Here is a 19,445-nt window from a genome sequence, read left to right as displayed (position 1 = left end):
GCCCCTGCTACAGCCTCTTCAGGAGCGCATCGGCGGCCCTGATATCCGCCGTCTCGGAACCTGCAACGAAACCTGCGAGCGCGGATTGGAGCAATAGCCTTGCGTCCTTGCCGCGGGACCGGTCGGCAACAAGCTGCGCAAGATCGATTGCTGTGCGCAGCTCCCAGGCCTTCGCTCCCTTGCTTCGGCTGAGTTCCAGTGACTGCATGAGGCAAGCCTCTGCGTCCTCGATCCGGGGCTCCGGCAGCGACAACAGGACTCTGCCCTTCATCCGCAGCAGCTCGGGCATGTACAGATGATCGCCGCCTTGCTCGACCAGGCGGATCGCATCGTCGATCAGTTCTGCGCTCTGCTCGATCTGCCCGAGCGCCAGCAAGCCCTGAACCAGCGCGATGTTGAACGTTGTGGTGAGCAGCTCGTAGCCGGCATCGTGGAGCTCGCGCAGGCACGTCCTGATCGTCTCGACGCCATCGGCGGCGTCGCCGCGCCGGATCGCCAGCTCGCCTTTGACGCCTCGGCCGACGGCGAGATAAGGCCCCATCGAGCGCGAATTGGCATGTGCGATGAAGCGGTCGATGTTCTCGTCCGCGCCGTCGAGGTCTCCGCTCCAGAGGTCGATCGAGACCGCCCAGATCAAGGCAATGCAGAGCGTGATCGGGTGATCCATCTGCGCGGCCTCGGTGACCGTCTGCCGCGCCAGTTGCAGCGCCTCTGCAGGCCGGCCCTGCAACCAGAGCTCGCGGGCCAGCGTGATGCCGGCCCGGTTGCGATGATCGAAGCCATGCACCGTGCTGATTCGTTCCGTGCCGGGTCCCTGCCAGGCGACCTCCAGCATCTTCAGCGCGTCGCGATGGTCGCCGGCCAGATGCAGTGAGACGCCGAGAAGGGAATGGGCGAGGGCGATCGAGGCGGGGTCCCCCAGCGACCTCGCGACCGCGAGGCTCTGCTGCGCGTAGCCAAGCGCGGCGTCGAACTCTCCCATCCGCTCGTGAAAGATATGCATCCGGCCAAGCAGCTGGAGCTGGTTGATTTCGTCGCCACGCGCTTCGGCGATCGCAAGGCTCCTGCTCAAGGCGCCACGCGCCGCGTCGCTGCCGCCGCGGGTGAACATCAAGGTCAGTCCGAGGGCGGCCTGGATGTGCATTTCCTCGGCGCTGCCGCGCGAGGAGGGGGCAATCGCCTGCAGCGCGCGTTCCGACCAGCGCCGGCATTCAATCAACAAGGACATCGCCAGAAAAATCGGCGCCGCAGCGGCGGTGAGCGCAATGCCGATGCCGAGATCGCCGTCCGCGCCGAAGCACCAGTCGAGCGCGGCGCGCACATTGTGAAGCGCGGAGAAGTGAGCCGCCCGTTCGTCCGCGCTCGGCACCGTGGCCCACGTCAAGCCGGCCTGTTCCAGCCATCGCCGGTAGTAAGTCGCGTGGCGGACGGCGAGAGCCGCGTCCCTGGGTTCGATCTCGAGCAGGTAGGCGCGCGTCGTGTCGAGCAGACGGTAGCGCATCATGGCGCCGATCGGTCGCGGCGCGACCATCGATTTGGCAACGAGACTGTCGACGGCATCGAACAGGTGGGTGTGGTCGACGCGCTCGTCCGGCACGACCTCGAGCGCTGCATCGATGGTGAAATGCCCGGCGAAGACCGCAAGCCTGCGCAGCACGAGTCGTTCGAGTTCCGACAACAGACCGTAGCTCCAGTCGAGCGTGGCCTGCAATGTCTTCTGCCGAGGTGACGCCGTTCGCTGTCCCTGCCAGAGCAGGTTGAGGCGTTCGTCAAGCAGCGCGGCCGTCTGCTCCAGGCCGTAGGCTTCGACCCGGCCGGCGGCGAGCTCGATCGCCAGCGCCATGCCGTCGAGCTTGCGGCAGATGCTCGCGATGATCGTGGCGTTGGCGTCATCGAGCGTGATCTGCGCGCCGCTGGCCGTGGCACGTTCGAGGAACAATTGAAGCGCAGGATAGGTCTGGGCTGCGGCGACCGTCAGCGAGGAGCCGTCGGGCGGAACGGCGAGTGGAGCCAATCGATAGACTTGCTCGCCCTCGACGCGCAGGGCTTCGCGGCTGGTCGCGAGGATATGGACATGCGGCGCCGCTTGGAAGATGTCTGCCGCCAGCGGTGCAGCGCTCGCGATGACATGCTCGCAATTGTCGAGGATCAGCAGCATCCGCTTGTCGCGGAGATGCGCGAGCAGGGCGGGCAGGGGATCGTCGGTCTGGGCCGGCAGACCAAGCATCAGCAGGATCGAGGTGATCACGAGATCGGGATCGCTGAGCGCGGCAAGGTCCACGAAGTGCGCGGCATCGGAGAACGTTTCGAGCAAGTCGTGCGCGATTGCCACCGCAACGGCGGTCTTGCCGACGCCGCCGGGGCCGGCAATCGTGACAAAACGCGAGGTGACGAGCTTGTCGGAGACGGCGGTGATCGCATCGTCGCGCCCGACCATCCGCTGCAACCGGTTCGGCAGCTTCACAGGCGGCAATTCCAGCCGCGGCGCGGGGCGCTGTGCCGCCGCAATGTCCGTTCGCGAAATCGGCGCAACGAAGCAATAGCCGCGGCCGGAGAGCGTCGTGATGTAGCGGGCGCCACCCTTGCCGTCGCCGAGCGCCTTGCGAAGTGCTGCGACATGAAAGCGCAGATTGGCCTCTTCGACGGTGATGCCGGGCCACACCAGCGCCATCAGGTCCCATTTGCTGACGACTTCGTTCGGCCGCGACATCAGTGCAATCAAGGTGTCGAAGGCTTTCGCGCCGAGCGGCAACGCGACGCCGTCGCGCATCACGAGCCTTTCATGTGGCGTCACGGAAAATGGCCCGAACGACAAGGTTCCCGTCGCGGTGCCGGCCGGCTCAATCATGGCGAAAACTTGGTCCTTTCGACAGGCCCCGATAGCCAGATGATCGCGATCCTGCAAGGCCGTCCCTGCATCGGCGTCAGACCGCGCATGCAGGCCTCGTGAGGTACGTAAGGCGGCCTCACAATTTCTCACAAGTCCAAACGGGTGTGCTGCCGCGACCGCTGCTAGTCAATGGCGTGACGACGAGGAGATCCTGATGACGCAGGCGGCAAAGATACTCTACACGGCCAAGACCCATACCAGCGGCGGGCGGCACGACGGCATATCGCGTAGCTCAGATGGTCGCCTGGACGTCAAGCTGTCGCCGCCGGGCGGCACAGGCATCGGCACCAATCCCGAGCAATTGTTCGCGGCGGGCTGGTCGGCCTGCTTCGAAGGCGCGATGGAGATCGCGGCCCGCAAGCGCGGGATCGATCTTCCCAGGAAATGCGCTGTTGATGCGGAGATCGATCTCGTGCTCGACGAGGGCGCCTACTCGCTCCGGGCACGCCTCAATGTCAGCCTGCCAGGCCTCGCCCCTGAGATCGCGCGCGGCATCCTCGATGATGCGCATCAGACGTGTCCCTATTCCAAGGCCGTTCGCGGCAACATCGACGTCACGGTCGCACTGATCTGACGCACCATCACCAACCATCAAGGGGTAGCACGACCATGACGCAGATCATCGACCAGCATCGTCGCAAGTTCTTCGGCGTCGCCGCCGGAACCGTCGCCGTCGGTCTCGGCGTGATCGACCTCGCGCGCGCCGAAACGGAAGCGTCGCGATCCCAGGCATCGACCACGTCCTTCGGCGCGATCAAGCAGATCGATGCCGGCGTCCTCAATGTCGGCTATGCCGAGGCAGGTCCTTCGAACGGTCCCGTGGCGATCCTGCTGCACGGCTGGCCTTACGACATTCACGCCTTCGTCGACGTCGCGCCGATCCTGGCAAAAGCCGGCTATCGCGTGATCATCCCGCACTTGCGCGGCTACGGCTCGACGCACTTCCTCACCAGTGAGACACCGCGCAACGGCGAGCCTGTCGCGATGGCCGCCGACATCATCGCGCTGATGGACAAGCTCGATATCAAGAAGGCGGTCGTCGCCGGCTTCGATTGGGGCGCGCGCACGGCCGACATCATCGCCGCGCTGTGGCCGGATCGCTGCCGCGCGCTGGTGTCGGTCAGCGGCTATCTGATCTCCAGCCAGGCCGCGGGCAATGCGCCGCTGCCGCCGTCGGCCGAGCTGCAATGGTGGTATCAGTTCTACTTCGCGACCGAGCGCGGCCGGGCCGGATACGAGAAGTACACGCATGATTTCGCCAAGCTGATCTGGAAGCTTGCCTCGCCGCAGTGGAAGTTCGACGACGCCACCTTCGCCCGCAGCGCGGCGGCGCTGGACAACAAGGATCATGTCGCGATCACGATCCACAATTACCGCTGGCGGCTCGGGCTCGCCCAGGGGGAGGCGAAATACGAGCATCTCGAAAAGAAACTCGCGGCGGCTCCCGTCATCAACGTGCCGACGATCACGATGGAAGGCGACGCCAACGGTGCGCCGCACCCCGACCCCAGCGCTTATGCCAAGAAGTTTGCAGGCCGATACGAGTTTCGCCTGATCACCGGCGGCATCGGCCACAATTTGCCGCAGGAAGCGCCGCAAGCCTTTGCCAAGGCCGTCATCGATGCCGACGTCGCTTGAAGATCTGTCATGACCTCGGTCCAGCCAGGCTGGACCGAGGATCGCCCGTTGATCCCAGTTTGAAGAAACGTCATGACGTCAACCGAGCCTGAAACGAAGAAATTCTCCGTCTCCACCGTCGTCGCGCTCGCCGTGATTCTCCTCGTCGTTCTCCTGAGCTGCGTGCCGTACCTCGTCACCATCGCTCGCGCGCAGGGGCCCGCAACGGCCGACGCCTCGCCGATCTTCGGCGTCACGATTCCGCCGGGCTACAAGCAGTGGGAACTGATCGCGCCGGCTGAAGAGGCGGCGCCGCTCGACGAGCTTCGTGCTGTCATCGGCAACCAGACCGCAATCGACGCTTATCAAGCCGGCAAGCTTCCGTTCCCGGACGGCACCATTCTGGTCAAGCGCGCCTGGAAGCGGAAACAGTCGCCGGAGTTTGCGTCCGCGACGATTCCCGGCGCCGCCACCACGGTTCAGGTGATGGTCAAGGACTCCAGAAAATACGCCGCGACCGGCGGCTGGGGCTTTGGCCGCTTCGTCAACGGCAAGCCGGTCGACGAAGCTCAGCATCGCACCTGCTTTGCGTGCCATGAGGCGCGTGCCAAGGGGCGCGATTACGTCTTCACGCGGCTCGCTCCGTGAACGGATCTCGGCCGGCAACCATTCCGCCGCATCCGCAAGGCGCACGTTTCGGCGATCCTGCAAGAGCTCGGCGTCGAGAGCCGGACGCAAGCCGTGATGGTTGCCGCCAGTGGAATCAGGGCACGCCGGTTGGCCGAGGCGCTTACTCGCCAAGTCGCGGATGCCCGGTGTTGAGGCAAAGCGGAGTCATTCGGCTCGTTCAGAGCATTGCCGGTTTTGACCCGAAGGCGAAGTCGCCGCTGTCCGTATTCATGTCCGTTAATCGGGGGCTGAGCCGACCGTTACCCTCGCGGCGAGTCTTTCGGTTGATGAGTCGGCCCATCGCCCAGGTTGCTGTACCCAATATGCCGCTGAGCGCGGCGACCAATCATACATCCGGCGGCAGTGGATAGCATTGTTGCCTGATCAGTCGTTCACGCTGATATCCGTAAAAAGGAATCCGGCCGGCGTCTTGGTAAAGACGAAGATGAGCTCGCCGCAGAAGACGAAGTAAGAGTCATTCTTGTATTGATCGCGATCGTAGATGGCCTTGCCGCGCTGGATACACGCGCGATTCTTCGCCGTGAACGAGCTCGCATAGGTCTTGGCGCGAAATTGCGCGGCGTCGCGAATTGCGCTGTCGTTCATGAACGGCAATCGTGTCATACCGGCGACGGCGGCGGAATCGTTTGTCCTCAGCGCCGCGCGAAACTTCTCGATGAAGCCATCGAATTCCTTCTGCAAGGCAGGAGAAGCGACGGCGTTCTTCGGCGCCGCGGCGACGGCTGGAGCAAGGTTCACGAGGGCGGTTGCAAGCATAATTCTCAGCAAAAATTTCACGGGTCGGCTCCGTCCATCTACCAATCAAGGTCTTCCGAATCCATGGTGTTCTGTCGCGGCAAGGACTTTCTGGTTCACCGGCGCAGCGTTGACCCCGCCCAGGCGTGAACCGACGGCATTCGCCGGAGCATGCGCTGGCATGTTTTGCCGCGCCTGTTCAAGGCAGAAAATGGCCCATCGGCGAAGTCGCGCGCCGTTTGACGGAGGTCCGCTCATTGCGGCCCAGCGGACCAGATTTGCTCAACCTGAGTTATTCGCATTTTGACCCAAACCAGACGTCGGCCAGAGCCAAATCAGAGCCGAATGACGTCCCACCCGCCAGCGACAACGTGGCACATTTGAGTTGGCAGGTTGCGCGAACCCGTTAATGCACGCTTAGCCTAGTTCGAGTTAGGTCGGGGGTGTGCACCCTGCGGGCCAGTCGCTCAAACCAGGCAGGCAAAATTCTGTAAGAGTTACAGATGAAGATTAAGCTTGCTCTCGCAGCGTTCCTAGTCCTCGGCATCGCTGTTCTCGGTTACGCTCATGTCCGCGGCTATCCGCCGTTCACCTCTCAATTTGTACAAACCTGCGAAACGGCAATCCAGGAGCGGCTGGCGGTTCCCTCCACCTATCAACGGATCGGGGTGGACGACTCCACAAGAACGATCACATGGGACGAATTTTTCGCCGAGCCGGAGCGCGCCGTATCCGCGTCAACCAGACGATCCATGATGCAAGCTGCACGCCACCCGCCGGTTCAGTACGTGGCGCTCATTGACTACCAAGCTCAGGACTCCATCGGCGCCATCATTCGAGAAAGGGCATCATGTACTTTCAATTCGCTCGATGGGGCCGATGCGCCTACCCGTACGTTCTGGGTGAAGGTCGATGGCGAACGTAATCTGGAGTGGGCCGCCAGGCAGCCCAATGCCGCAACGCTACATCGGCGCTTGTTGAAAAATATGTGATGCGGCGGCGGGTCGGCTATTGGCCCGGAGCAGTCTGTGAGGGCAGAGCAGAGCGCGTCTGCTCTGCCCCCGAAGTCAGACCTCAACTTGTTCTGCTATCGCGAGGGCGTCATCGACTTCGATGCCGAGATATCGGACGGTACTCTCGATCTTGGTGTGCCCTAGAAGGAGCTGTACAGCTCGCAGGTTACCGGTTCGGCGGTAAATCAAGGTTGCCTTGGTGCGGCGAATGGAATGCGTCCCGAACAGATGTGGGTCCAGTCCAATGTCAGCGATCCAGTGAGATAGGAGGCGGGCATACTGGCGGGTCGTCATGTGTCCAGTAGTCCGCCGCCGGCCAGTGAACAGGTATTCACCTGACTTCTTGCCGGTCGTCCGCAGGTAGTCATCGATAGCCTGACGGGTTGATTCCGTTAGTTCAAACTTGACTGGTCGGCCGGTCTTCTTTTGTCGGACGGTCGCGCGATCGGCCGCATATCCGCGCAGCGCAACGTCATCGACTTTCAAGGCTACGACGTCGCAGCCGCGCAGCTTGCTATCGATGGCGACGTTGAACATCGCCAGATCGCGCAAACGGCCATCCACTTGGAGCTTAGTTCGAATTGACCAGACGTGCTTCGGACGGGGCGGCGGCTTCGCCCCGACGATCTTTCCCTTATTCCACGGAGTGTGGCTCAAGACGGCAGGAGTAGTGCTTAGGATATCGTTCATGTTGACCTCCTCAACTCGTGAGGCTGGTCATTTTCAGGCCGCAGCCCTTCCGATCTGCGTCCGCTTTCAAGATGATTCGAGACGTACTTGCGGGCAATTCAAGGGAGAGGCCCGAATCTGACCCGAAGCTGACGTTGCGCAAGGCTTCGAATGTGGATCAAAAACGGACATCGGCCGTTATCCTGAGCCGGGCGCCCACAAAGGCTAACCCTCGGACACGGGAACGAACGACATGTCGCGCCGCGAAAGCACGCTCAAACTGGCACGTGCCAGATTGAAGGCGTACATCGATAAGGATCGGGCAGCGATCGAGGCAGTACTATCTGACGATTATCGCTTCTCCAGTCCAGTCGACAATCAACTGGATCGGGCAACCTATCTGAGCCGCTGCTGGCCCAACAGCGAGAGAACTACCTCGTTTGACGAAATGCTCGCGATCGAAGACGGAGACCGTGCAGTTATCGTCTATGAAGCAGCCGCCGGAGACCACAAGTTTCGCAACTGTGAGGTCGCGACCGTGCGCGGCGACAAGATCGTCCGGGTGGAAGTCTACTTCGGATGGGACTTGCCTCATAAGGCGCCAAGGGGCGGCTTTATCGAGAATGCGGGTGAGGGACACGCGTAGTCGGCGCTGGCTGGTCACTGCTCACCGTTCTCGGACTGCAAAAGACTAGCAAAAAGCCCCGCCCGGCTAGCCTCAAGGCGAGCCTCGCACATGCTACTTCACGATGAATGCCACCAGAGAAAAGATTGAACGAAGCTAAAGCGCTTGTATGGAGGGATGACCGCTTCTGACCCCGAGCGGACCTTGAGCGCCACTACCACGCTAGAGTTCGAGCAAATCCCGTCCAGCTATAATTTCGCCGGAGAACGCTTTGCGAGCTTCATCCACGAACACCTGATCGGGCACAGCACCATTCCCCGGCACGAAATGACTTAGCACCAGCTTTTTGACGCCTGCGGCTTGAGCGACTTCGCCCGCCTGTTCGACGGTGAGAGCGTTCCCTGAAATGCTTTTGAAAAGATCATCTGCAGTGTCCTTGTCGAACCTGCCCGCCTTCACAGCTTGATCGAGCGCACTGCGCACTCCCGAAAGATGCTGCGCCTCGCATACGAACACGTCGACGCCCTTGGCAAGCTCTATCAAAGCGTCGGTCTTTCGAGTATCTCCCGAAAAAACGACCGAACGATCATCCGTGTCAAAACGATAAGACAACGCCACCGGAAGCGGAGGATGGTCTGCCAATACGCATGTGACCTTCACATGTTCATCCTGCATCACAACTCCAGCGGACGTTACCTCATGCGGAACAAGCATCTTCCTAGGATCGGGCTTCTTTTCATCGCGCATCCGAATATCGATATCGAAGGCATTCAGTTCGAAGTATTTACTTGTCATCTCTGCTAGTGGGGGTGGTCCGTAGGAATTCACTTGATCTCGCAGGCTGGAGTACCACGCAAAATAGAACAAGTTGCCGTAGTCCAGATTGTGATCCGAGTGGTGATGGGTAATGAAGATGCTTTTCAATGCATTGAGCCTCAAGCCAGCTTGCACTATTTGTCGAGCGACGCCATTGCCGCAGTCGACAACGTAAAGAGCTCCCCCCGCTACGATGGCGTTTGAAGGTGCAGCGCGCGCAACCTGCAGGGGTGGCCCTCCCGTCGTGCCCAATAACACGATTTTTGTACGTGACGATTGTGCTGCTACGGGGCGCTGCGCAAGTGCTGACGCTAGAATTACTCCTGCCGGAATCTTCAATGTCTCTCGTCTGGATAAAGACATGGATGCTCCCTCTCGCTATACGAGGTGGCGAGTAGCTCTCAACCTGGAGGCGATGACATACAAAACTATGTCTGGCCAGCTTATGGGGGGTTCAACGTCCAGCAATTCGATATGACGGATATTCCAATGCTTCTGACAGAACGCTTGTCCTAATTTCGTTCAAATCCTCGTAAAGCTTCGAGGCAAAATGAGCTAACGATTCTTGCGCGTGCTTTCTCGCCGGACGAGGGCCACGCCACCAAGAATTCACCAATGGACACGAAGTAAGGCGCCGTCCTTGATCGCCGCACAATTCCGCTCGTGGCCCAATCCGGAAGTTGGACAATACCGCGTTTTGCGCTGCTGCTGAGATCAGCGGACATCAAGTGCGTTCCTCAAAGCGTCTTTTGGGGCGACGTGCCCGGGTCACCCCAAGGGCTTGGGTGATCCGCCGGGCAAAACAGCAATGGCTGGGTCAATCAGCGCGAGGCAAAAGATTCTGCTTTACAGAAATTCGGATTTGTCGTAGGTGTCGCCCACCCTGATCCGGCGAAAAGGGGCGGTCGTACGTCGTCACGAGCCGCGGATCGGGTTGCGGTGGACGCATTGGCGCCGTCGCGGATGCGAGACGCAGGGCGGGGTGATGCATTGAGCCAATCCCCGTGAGCATTTCGCAAGCCGCGTTGTACGAACGGCACTGTTGCGTGCGGCAAAATCGTGTGGTCCTGGCCGTCGTTGCTACGGTCAAGCCTTACGGAGGCGACATGGTGCCAACCGGTGCCATGCCGGCGAATTCCGTGAGGCGAGGGAGGCCAGAGGGAAAGTTCGGCTCCCGGGAGAGCACGGCATAAGCCGTCCGACCATCGCGCAGGGAAGGCCGTGTGTTCGGCTCCACCTGTATGCTGCTGTGCGGTTCTTCCTGCGTGTGCATTTCGCGCAGCGGACCGCGGGTGCCAGCCAGCACCCGGCCTTCCCTGCGCCCTTTTCTCCAGGAGGGCGCCACGAGAAGCGCAAACCTCGGGCGAAACGCGCCGCGAGAAGGCGAAGGCGTGTCTACGAAACGGGATGCCGGTTTGAGGACGAAAGCATCTCTATCTTGCTCCGTCATTGCGAGCGCAGCGAAGCAATCCAGACGGTCTCTGCGGAGGGATTTCTGGATTGCTTCGCTGCGCTCGCAATGACGCGGTGGGCCCATTTCAACGTAGCGGCCGATCTTGACCTGCGGCGCCTCTCATTCCGCCGCGACCATCTGCTGCGTGCGCCACTGGCCAAGGAGCGCGCGGAGCGAGGCCGGCTTGACCGGCTTGTTCAGCACCGCGACTTTCTCGTCGCGCGCGGCGACCTGCACGGCGGGGCTGCGGTCGGCCGTGATCAGGATCGCGGGGATGGTATCGCCGAAGCGGCGTCGAATGTCGCGGATTGCGGCGATGCCGTTGCCGCGGTCGAGATGATAGTCGACCAGGAGGCCGGTGACGCGCCTTCCGGCTGTTTCGATTGCGGCGATCGCGCCTTCCGGATCGGCGACCGCGATCACCTCGGCGTCCCACGCCTTCAGCAGCGTGCGCATGCCGTCGAGGATCGCCGCGTCGTTCTCGATGCAGACGATCAGCGCGCCCGAGATCGGCGTGCGCGCCAGCGGGGTCGCACTGGTCACGGCGGCGGTGTGGGTGATCGCCTTGGCGGTCGGCACCGTCACGGAGAACACCGAGCCGCCGCTCTTGTTGCCGTCGATGGCGATGCCGTGCTTGAGCACCCGCGCGAGGCGTTCGACGATCGAGAGACCGAGCCCCAGCCCGCGCGCGATCCGCGCGCCCTGCTCCAGGCGATGGAATTCCTTGAAGATCTCGCCGCGCTTGACCGGCGGGATGCCGACGCCGGTGTCGTAGACGCAGATCTTGAGCGAAGCGCCCTGGCGGCGGCAGCCGACCAGCACGCGGCCGCGCGGGGTGTATTTGATCGCGTTCGAGATCAGGTTCTGCAGCAGGCGGCGCAGCAGCAGCCGATCCGACTCGACCGGCAGCGAGCAGGGCACGAAGGCGAGCTCGAGGCCCTTGGCGCGCGCGATCGGCGCGAACTCGATCTCCAGCGAGCGCATCAGATCCGCCATCTTGAAGCTCGAGGTCGAGGTCGTCATCGCGCCGGCGTCGAGGCGGGAGATGTCGAGCAGCGCACCGAGGATCTCTTCGATCGCCTGCAGCGATTCGTCGATGTTCTCGACCAGCCGCGTCTCCTCGCCGCTGTGCTGGCGCTCGACCAGGCTCGTGACATAGAGCCGCGCAGCGTTCAGCGGCTGCAGGATGTCGTGGCTGGCGGCGGCGAGAAAGCGGGTCTTGGAGATGCTGGCGTCTTCCGCCGCGCTCTTGGCCAGGGCCAGCTCGGAGTTCAGCCGCGTCAATTCCTCGGTGCGGTCGCGCACGCGCTTTTCCAGCGTCGCGTTGGCGCGCTCCAGTGCTTCCGCGGCTTCGAAGCTCGGCGTGACATCGGTGAAGGTGATGACGAAACCGCTGCCGGGCATGTGGTTGGTGAGCACCTCGATCACCATGTGGCGTTCCGGCAGGCGCTCGAGATAGGGCTCGCTGTCGGTGGTGTAGGCGGCGAGGCGCTGCTCGATCATCGCCTCACGGTCGGCCTGATGGTCCGGATCGCTCACGCCCATGAATTCCAGGATCTCGCGCAAGGGCGTGCCGAATTGGACGATGTGCGGGGGAACGTTGAGCAGATCGCCGAACTGCCGGTTGGAGCAGATCAGTTGCAGGTCGGCATCGAACACCGCGATGCCCTGGCGCACGTGGTTGAGCGCGGTCTGGAGGATCTCGCGGTTGAAATGCAGGGCCGCGTGGGAATCGTCGAGCAGTTTTAGCGCGGCCTTCGCGGACACGGTTCGCTTGCGCAGCAGCAGCGACATCACGAGGCGGGAGGACGCCGCGCCGATCGAGGAGGCGATCAGGTGCTCGGCGTGCTGCAACAGCTCGAAATCAGCGGGGGCTCCGGATTCCAGCCGGACATTGCGCCGCGCCGAGAAGGCCTCGAAGGAATGCCGGGCGCGGTCGGGGCCGAGATATTGCGCGACGGTGGTCTGGATGTCCTGCACGGTGACGGTGGTGCGCCAGCGGCGGAAACCCGGGGAGATCGGCGCGAGCGTGTTGGGCACGAACAGATCGGCCTGCAACAGCTCGATTGACGAGGGCCTTCGCGCCAGCGACAGCAGCACATAGGTCAGGATGTTGAGCGACAGCGACCAGATGACGCCGTGCATCAGCGGCGGCAGATCGGCGCCGAACAGCGCCTGCGGCCGCAGCGCCTCGATGCCGAACGGCCCATGCTGGAGCAGCAGGATTCCCGTGGTCGAGGTGTCCATGAAGCTCGGTATGAAGAGCGTGTAGAGCCACACCACGAAGCCGACCAGCATGCCGCCGATCGCGCCGCGCGCGGTCGCGCGCCGCCACAGCAGCCCGCCGAAGAAGCTCGGCGCGAGCTGGGCGATGGCGGCAAAGGAGAGCAGGCCGATCGCCGCGAGCTGGGTATTGCCGAGCGCGCGGTAGTAGAAATAGGCCATCACCATGATGGCGAAGATCGCGAGCCGCCGCGAGCGCAGCAGGAAGTCGCTGAAATCGGCGCCGCCGGTGCGCCCTTCCGGCCGGCGTTGCAGCACCAGGGGCACCACGAGGTCGTTGGAGACCATGATGGAAAGCGCGACGCATTCGACGATCACCATCGCGGTTGCCGCCGACAGGCCGCCGACGAAGATGGCGACGCTGAGCAGATCCGCACCTCCCTCCATCGGCAACGCCAGCACGTACATATCAGGGTCGGCTGTGCCGAACGGGAAGCTGACGAGGCCGGCGAGTGCGATCGGGATCACGAACAGGTTGATGGCGATGAGGTAGAGCGGGAACAGCCAGCGTGCACGGCCGACCTCGGCATCGCTGGAATTCTCCACCACACTGACGTGGAACTGGCGCGGCAACAGCATGATCGCGCAGAGCGACAGCAGCGTCATGGTGAGGAAGTTGCCGATCGACGGCGAATAGTTGATGGCGCGCACCGCCTCCGGCGTCTTCATGGCGCGCTCGATCAGTTCTTGCGGCGAGAACATCCAGAAGGTGACGAAGATGCCGGCGGCGAGGAAGGCGACCAGCTTGATGATGGATTCGGTCGCGACCGCCAGCATGAGGCCGTGCTGGTGCTCGGTGGCGTCGGTCTGCCGCGTGCCGAACAGCACGGCAAAGGCCGCCATCGCCAGCGTCACCATCAGCGCCATGTCGCCGAGGATCGGGATGTGGGAGAAGGCCTGGTCCTCGCTCAGGATCGTTGCCAGCGAGGAGGCGACCGCCTTGAGCTGGAGCGCGATGTAGGGCACCGAGCCGATGATCACGATCAGCGCGACGGTCGCCGCCACCGCCTGGCTCTTGCCGTAGCGGGCTCCGATGAAATCGGCGATCGAGGTGATGTTGTGGGCTTTCGCCAGCTGGATCACGCGGCGCAGGACGCCCGCGCCGAGCCCGATCATCAGGATCGGGCCGACATAGATGGCGAGGAAGTCGGTCGAGGTGCGGGTGGCGAAGCCGACCGAGCCGAAGAAGGTCCAGGAGGTGCAGTAGATCGCCAGCGACAGCGGATAGATCCACCCGGAGGCACGGCCGCGTCCGGCCGGCGAGCGGCGGTCGCCATGGCTCGCCACCAGGAACAGGAAGCCGATATAACCGAAGGCGGCGGCGATCACGCCCCAATCGTGCAGCATGGCGAGCGCGCTTCTCCCAGGGCGCTGACCGGCGCCCAAGCTCATTTTCCCTGTAAATCTAGCGCGTTGGACCGGTGGAGGCGACAGCGAAATGGCGGGCGAGGGCAGGAACTGGGGTTGTCGTTAAGTGTGCGGCGTTAGCGGGCCTGCTCAGAGAGTCCCCGTGTGGCACCCCCCTCCCTGACCCTCCCCCACAAGGGGGAGGGAACGGAGAGAGGATCGCTCGTGGCAATGAGAATCGGCATGCTTCGCGTCGAGCGGTCGTGCCCAATCGACGTGAGGCGGAGACACCTGTCTCGCCCCCTCCCCCCTTGTGGGGGAGGGTCGGGGAGGGGGGTAGCTCCGGGCTCGATAGAAGTTGGATCGAAGAAGAGGCGAAAAACGCCTACTCCGCCGCCAGCGACTTCTCGCGCAGCGGCAGGCCGAGGCGGTCCCACACCTGGAGCAGGGCTTCGGCGAGCTGATCGATCAGGCCGTCGTCGTGATAGGGCGAGGGGGTGATGCGCAGCCGTTCGCTGCCCTTGGCGACCGTCGGATAGTTGATCGGCTGGATGTAGATGCCGTGCTCTTCGAGCAGGAGGTCGGACGCCTGCTTGCACTTCTCGGGATCGCCGACGAACAGCGGCACGATGTGGGTGTCGCTCGACATGACAGGCAGGCCGGCGGCGTTGAGGATCGCCTTGACGCGGGCGGCTCGGTCCTGATGGCGCTCGCGCTCCCAGCTCGAGGTCTTCAGATGCTTGATCGCGGCGGTCGCGGCCGAGCAGATCGCCGGCGGCAGCGCGGTGGTGAAGATGAAGCCCGGCGCATAGGAGCGCACGGCGTCGATGATCTGGCCGTTGGCGGCGATGTAGCCGCCGAGGCAGCCGAACGCTTTCGCCAGCGTGCCTTCCAGAATGTCGATGCGGTGCATGACGCCGTCACGCTCGGCGATGCCGCCGCCGCGCGGGCCGTACATGCCGACGGCGTGGACCTCGTCGACATAGGTCATCGCCTTGTACTTCTCGGCGAGATCGCAGATCTTGGCGAGCGGGGCGACGTCGCCGTCCATGGAATAGAGGCTCTCGCAGACGATCAGCTTCGGCCGGTTCGGGTCGGCCGCTTTCAACAACGCCTCGAGATGCGCCAGATCGTTGTGGCGGAACACCACCCGCTCGCAGCCCGACTGGCGGATGCCCTCGATCATCGAATTGTGGTTGAGCTCGTCCGACAGGATGAGACAGTTCGGAATGAGCTTGGCGATGGTCGGAATGCCGGTCTGGTTCGAGACATAGCCCGAGGTGAACAGCAGCGCGGCTTCCTTGCCGTGGAGGTCGGCGAGCTCGGCCTCGAGCTGGACCAGCGGATGATGCGTGCCGGCGATGTTGCGGGTGCCGCCGGCACCGGTGCCGACGCGCGTCGCGGTCTCGACCATGGCACCGACCACCTTCGGGTGCTGGCCCATGCCGAGATAATCGTTGGAGCACCAGATCACGACGTCGCGCTTGCCCTTGGGCGAGTGCCAGACCGCGTGCGGGAATCGGCCGGCCGTCCGCTCGAGGTCCGCGAACACGCGGTAGCGCCGCTCGGCGTGGAGACGATCGAGGGCGGAATCGAAGAACTGGTTGTAATCCATCGGCAAAACCTGCAACGGAACCCGGCCACGGCGGCCGCTCATTTTTAGAGCTTTTCCAGCTCCAATGTCCATGCGCCCGCCCACATTTGTCACGAGGCGCGCGGGTTCACTGATAGCGGCGTATCGCCGGCGATAGTTGATGTGGATCAAATGCCTAACACGGGCCCGCCGGCGGGGGCCGAGACTCCAGGGAAGGCACGGACGCCGGCTGCTGCCATGGACATTTTGTCCAAGGCGCGCGCTCCGTCCATGATTGCGCAGCCGGTCGCGCCGACGCCTTAGCTCACGTCGTCCGGAATTGCAGCACGCCGTCCTTCGTCTCCGCCGTCAGCCGGCCCTCGACGATCATGTAGTTGACGTGAGCGACCAGCTCGCCGGCGGCAAAGCCCATCTGGTGCTCGTCGAGCACATGCTTGTTGAACACGACCGGCACCAAGGCGCGCGAGGTCTGCGGCACTTCGCGGCAGGCTTCCGCGATCAGGCGGCAGCGCTCTTCATGGTGGTCGGCGAGTTGCTTGATGCGGGTCTTAAGTCCGTAGAACGGCACGCCGTGGCCGGGCAGCACCAGCACGTCGTAGGGCAGCGTGGTGGTGAGGCTAGCGAGCGAGGCCAGATATTCGCCGAGCGAATTCTGATCGGGCTCGACCGCCCAGACGCTGACATTGGGCGAGATCTTGCTCAGCACCTGGTCGGCGGAGAGGAACAGCTTGTCGTCGGCGCAATAGAGCATCACCTGGTCGAGCGCGTGACCGCCGCCGGTGATTACCTTGAAGCGGCGCGTGCCGATCACGACGTCGTCGCCGTGGGAGATGCGGCGGTAGGAGGGCGGCAGCACCGAGACGCGCTTGAGATAATCCTGGCCGCGGCCCAGCAGCTTTTCGGTGAGCGACTCGTCCATGCCATGGTGGCGGAAGAACAGCCGCTGCGCCTCCTGCCGCTCCGCGGTGCCGCGGTTCTGGTGATAGACCGATTGCAGATATTCGACCTGCGACATCACTAGCGGGCAGTTGAACCGCTCGACGACCCAGCCCGCAAGTCCGACATGGTCGGGGTGGGAGTGGGTGACGATCAGGCGCGTGATGGTGACGCCCTTCAGCGGCCCGTCGAACAGCTTGGTCCAGGCCTCGATCGTCTCTTCGTTGCCGAAGCCGGTATCCACCATGGCATAGCCGTCGCCGTCGGCGAGCAGGTAGACGTTCACGTGGTTGAGGCGAAACGGCAGCTTCAGCCGTGCCCACAACACGCCGGGACGCACCTCGACGATCTCGTCGTGACCAGGATGCTGTTCCCAGGGGTAGCGCAGGGCCTCGGCCGAGGACTGCACGATATCGGTTTTTGCGTTCATACTACCGGCTTAAACCCGCCGCGGGCGGCGCGCCAGCCGAAAAAGGACAGGGTGTGGTCTCCGCATGGCGGTCATACCGGGGCTTTTTCCGTAGCCCGGATGGAGCGCAGCTCCATACGGGCTACCGGCCTGGTCTCGGAACGACGGGCCGGCGTCCTTACGCCGCCCGCATGTTGTTGAGGAACGCGTCGATCTCTCCGCGCAGCATGTCGGCTTCGCGCCGCAGAGCGTCGGAGGCGCTCAGCACTTCGTTCGCCGCGGCGCCCGCTTCGGCCGACGCGGTGGAGACGCCGACAATGTTGCTGGAGACTTCGCTGGTGCCGCCGGCCGCATGCTGGATGTTGCGCGCGATCTCGCGGGTGGCGGCGCCCTGCTCCTCGACGGCGGCCGCGATCGTCGTGGTCACGCCGTCGATCTCGCCGATGATCCGGCCGATGCCCTGGATGGCGCCGACTGCCGATGTCGTGATGTCCTGCATGCTGGCGATCTGTGTGCGGATTTCCTCCGTCGCCTTGGCGGTCTGGCTCGCGAGACTCTTCACCTCGGAGGCAACCACCGCGAAGCCGCGGCCGGCCTCGCCAGCACGCGCCGCCTCGATGGTGGCGTTGAGCGCGAGCAGATTGGTCTGCGAGGCGATGGTCTGGATCAAATCGACCACGACGCTGATCCGGCTGGCGCTGTCGGCAAGGCTCTGCACCGTTGCGTCGGTGGCGCCGGCCTCGTCGACCGCCTTCTTGGCGATCGCGGCGGAAGTGACGACCTGCTTGCTGATCTCCTCGATCGAGGAGGACAGCTGCTCGGTGCCCGACGACACGGTCTGCACGTTGACCGAGGTCTCCTCGGCGGCGGAGGCGACCGCGTTGACCAGCGCGTTGGACTGGTCGGCGGTGGTCGACATGCTCTGCGCGGTCGATTGCATCGAATTGGCCGACTGCGCCAGATTGTCGAGCGCGGAGCGCACCGTGTTTTCGAATTCGGCGATCTTCGCTTCCATGCGCGCGGCCCGCTCCGCCTTGGCGATACGGTCCTTGTCCTGCTCGGCGGCGAGTGCCCGCGCTTCGATCATGCTGTCGCGGAACACGGTCAACGTATCGGTCATCGCACCGATCTCGTCATTCTGCTTGGCGCGCGGGATCTCGGTGTCGAGATCGCCGGCCGAGAGCAGCTGCATGGCGCGCTGCAGGCCGGTGATCCGGCGCAGGATGTTGCGGCCGACATAGAGCCAGACGAACAGCGCCGAGCCGACCAGCATCAGCGCCCCGAGGGCCAGCATCGCGGTCGTCGCAAGCGAGATATCCTGCTGCGCCTGGGAGGTCGAGGCGTTGGTCTCCTTCTGCACGCCGTCGACGAGCTGCTGCACGCTGATGCCGAGGCCGATATTGAGCTTGCGGGTCTCGTCCAGGATGGTCTGGCCGTAGTCGACGGAATCGAGCTCCTTCTCGCGCAGATTGAACACGCCGGTCTTGCCGGTGCCGAGCGCGAGCAGCTTCTCCGCTGTTTCGCGCAGCATCTTGTTGCCCTGATTGTCCGGCAACAGATCGAGGTTGGAGCGCAGGCGGCCCTGTGCCTTCTGGATGTCGTCGAGCTTGTCGCTCGTGTTGGCCGACAGCGCCGCACTCATGTCAGCGGCGGCGAGATTGCCGCTGGCGACGACGTTGCCGAGCTGGCCGACGGTCTGCGCGGCGTCGGAGGCATCTGCGGCGGACAGGTCGGCCGAGCCGAGAATGGCGTTGACCCGTGTCTGCGCGTCGAGCATGGCCGGGCTGGCCGCGCCGACGAAGGCGCCCTGCGCGCTGCGCAGCGCGTCATATTGCTTGTCGTGGAGGGCGGCGATATCCAGCCGTTCGCGGGCGGCCTTGGCCAGGCTCTGGGCCGCCTCGTTGATGCTCTTCATGGTCTCGCTGAGTCCGGAGACAACGGACTTGTCGCCGCCGAGCTCGATGATCTCGTTGAGCTTCTTCTGCGTCTGCTCCTGCAACTCCTTGAGCTTCGCGGTGCGCTCTTTCAGGGCGTCCTCGGTTTGAGCCGCGAGCAGGGCCGGTCCCTGTGCCGCAAGGCTCGCGCTCAGTGCCGACAATTGCAGGCTGGCGGCAAGGCGCGGAATGTCCCGCCCGCTCAGTTCGGTCATCCGTCCGCCGAGATTTTGCAGCACGAGGCCGGCGCCGGCCGAGATCACGAGGCCCATGCCCGCAATCACCGCGAAGGCCGCGAACAGGCTGCCGCGCACGCCCCAGGTCGGCATTTTGAAACGAGGCCGCATTCGGCCAAGTGAGCCGCTAAGGCTGAGACGGATCGCCATCGAAATTCCCCCAACAATTCTTGTTTCTGCTTGGTGGCCGGCAGTATC

General features: G+C 63.6%; 13 protein-coding genes. 5 read left to right on the top strand and 8 right to left on the bottom strand.

Annotated features, from left to right (window positions below; translation table 11 throughout):
- Positions 1–7 precede the first annotated feature (7 nt).
- The gene (locus IVB26_RS35095) at positions 8–2,848 is read right to left on the bottom strand and encodes an ATP-binding protein (protein WP_247969502.1); all 2,841 of its coding nucleotides are present in this window, start codon (positions 2,846–2,848) and stop codon (positions 8–10) included.
- A gap of 196 nt (positions 2,849–3,044) precedes the next feature.
- On the opposite strand from IVB26_RS35095, the gene IVB26_RS35090 reads away from it, so the two are divergent.
- The 3 genes from IVB26_RS35090 (at position 3,045) to IVB26_RS35080 (ending at position 5,155) form a co-directional block, all read left to right on the top strand.
- Positions 3,045–3,464 carry an organic hydroperoxide resistance protein gene (locus IVB26_RS35090; protein ID WP_247969501.1) on the top strand — a complete coding sequence of 140 codons (420 nt, stop codon included), beginning with the start codon at positions 3,045–3,047 and terminating at the stop codon, positions 3,462–3,464.
- Positions 3,465–3,499: 35 nt separating this feature from the next.
- Positions 3,500–4,528, top strand: coding sequence for an alpha/beta fold hydrolase (locus IVB26_RS35085; protein WP_247969500.1), 1,029 nt, complete (start codon positions 3,500–3,502; stop codon positions 4,526–4,528).
- Between the two features lie 72 nt (positions 4,529–4,600).
- Positions 4,601–5,155 carry a cytochrome P460 family protein gene (locus IVB26_RS35080; protein ID WP_247969499.1) on the top strand — a complete coding sequence of 185 codons (555 nt, stop codon included), beginning with the start codon at positions 4,601–4,603 and terminating at the stop codon, positions 5,153–5,155.
- 405 nt (positions 5,156–5,560) lie between these two features.
- Here the strand turns inward: IVB26_RS35080 and IVB26_RS35075 are convergent, their stop codons facing one another.
- Positions 5,561–5,974 carry a hypothetical protein gene (locus IVB26_RS35075; RefSeq protein ID WP_247969498.1) on the bottom strand — a complete coding sequence of 138 codons (414 nt, stop codon included), beginning with the start codon at positions 5,972–5,974 and terminating at the stop codon, positions 5,561–5,563.
- A 461-nt stretch (positions 5,975–6,435) separates the two neighbouring features.
- Between IVB26_RS35075 and IVB26_RS35070 the strand changes: the two genes are divergently transcribed.
- Positions 6,436–6,924 carry a hypothetical protein gene (locus IVB26_RS35070; protein ID WP_247969497.1) on the top strand — a complete coding sequence of 163 codons (489 nt, stop codon included), beginning with the start codon at positions 6,436–6,438 and terminating at the stop codon, positions 6,922–6,924.
- Between the two features lie 75 nt (positions 6,925–6,999).
- On the opposite strand, the gene IVB26_RS35065 is transcribed toward IVB26_RS35070, so the two are convergent.
- A complete protein-coding gene (locus IVB26_RS35065; protein WP_247969496.1) occupies positions 7,000–7,635 on the bottom strand; it encodes a tyrosine-type recombinase/integrase in 636 nt (211 codons plus the stop codon).
- A gap of 232 nt (positions 7,636–7,867) precedes the next feature.
- On the opposite strand from IVB26_RS35065, the gene IVB26_RS35060 reads away from it, so the two are divergent.
- Positions 7,868–8,260 (top strand): nuclear transport factor 2 family protein, encoded by a 393-nt coding sequence (locus tag IVB26_RS35060; RefSeq protein ID WP_247969495.1) that lies wholly within the window; start codon positions 7,868–7,870, stop codon positions 8,258–8,260.
- 201 nt (positions 8,261–8,461) lie between these two features.
- On the opposite strand, the gene IVB26_RS35055 is transcribed toward IVB26_RS35060, so the two are convergent.
- From IVB26_RS35055 to IVB26_RS35035, 5 genes are all read right to left on the bottom strand, one after another.
- A complete protein-coding gene (locus tag IVB26_RS35055; RefSeq protein ID WP_247969494.1) occupies positions 8,462–9,418 on the bottom strand; it encodes an MBL fold metallo-hydrolase in 957 nt (318 codons plus the stop codon).
- A gap of 1,210 nt (positions 9,419–10,628) precedes the next feature.
- Positions 10,629–14,138, bottom strand: coding sequence for a PAS domain-containing hybrid sensor histidine kinase/response regulator (locus tag IVB26_RS35050; protein WP_247969493.1), 3,510 nt, complete (start codon positions 14,136–14,138; stop codon positions 10,629–10,631).
- A 385-nt stretch (positions 14,139–14,523) separates the two neighbouring features.
- Positions 14,524–15,753 carry a 5-aminolevulinate synthase gene (hemA, locus tag IVB26_RS35045; RefSeq protein WP_247973350.1) on the bottom strand — a complete coding sequence of 410 codons (1,230 nt, stop codon included), beginning with the start codon at positions 15,751–15,753 and terminating at the stop codon, positions 14,524–14,526.
- Positions 15,754–16,036: 283 nt separating this feature from the next.
- Positions 16,037–17,098: an MBL fold metallo-hydrolase gene (locus IVB26_RS35040; protein WP_247969492.1), complete on the bottom strand. Its 1,062-nt coding sequence runs from the start codon at positions 17,096–17,098 to the stop codon at positions 16,037–16,039.
- 157 nt (positions 17,099–17,255) lie between these two features.
- Positions 17,256–19,397, bottom strand: coding sequence for a methyl-accepting chemotaxis protein (locus IVB26_RS35035; protein ID WP_247969491.1), 2,142 nt, complete (start codon positions 19,395–19,397; stop codon positions 17,256–17,258).
- Positions 19,398–19,445 lie beyond the last annotated feature (48 nt).

The sequence above is a fragment of the Bradyrhizobium sp. 195 genome (assembly GCF_023101665.1).
Classification (GTDB): domain Bacteria; phylum Pseudomonadota; class Alphaproteobacteria; order Rhizobiales; family Xanthobacteraceae; genus Bradyrhizobium.
This window is presented reverse-complemented; position numbering and strand designations above follow the sequence as displayed.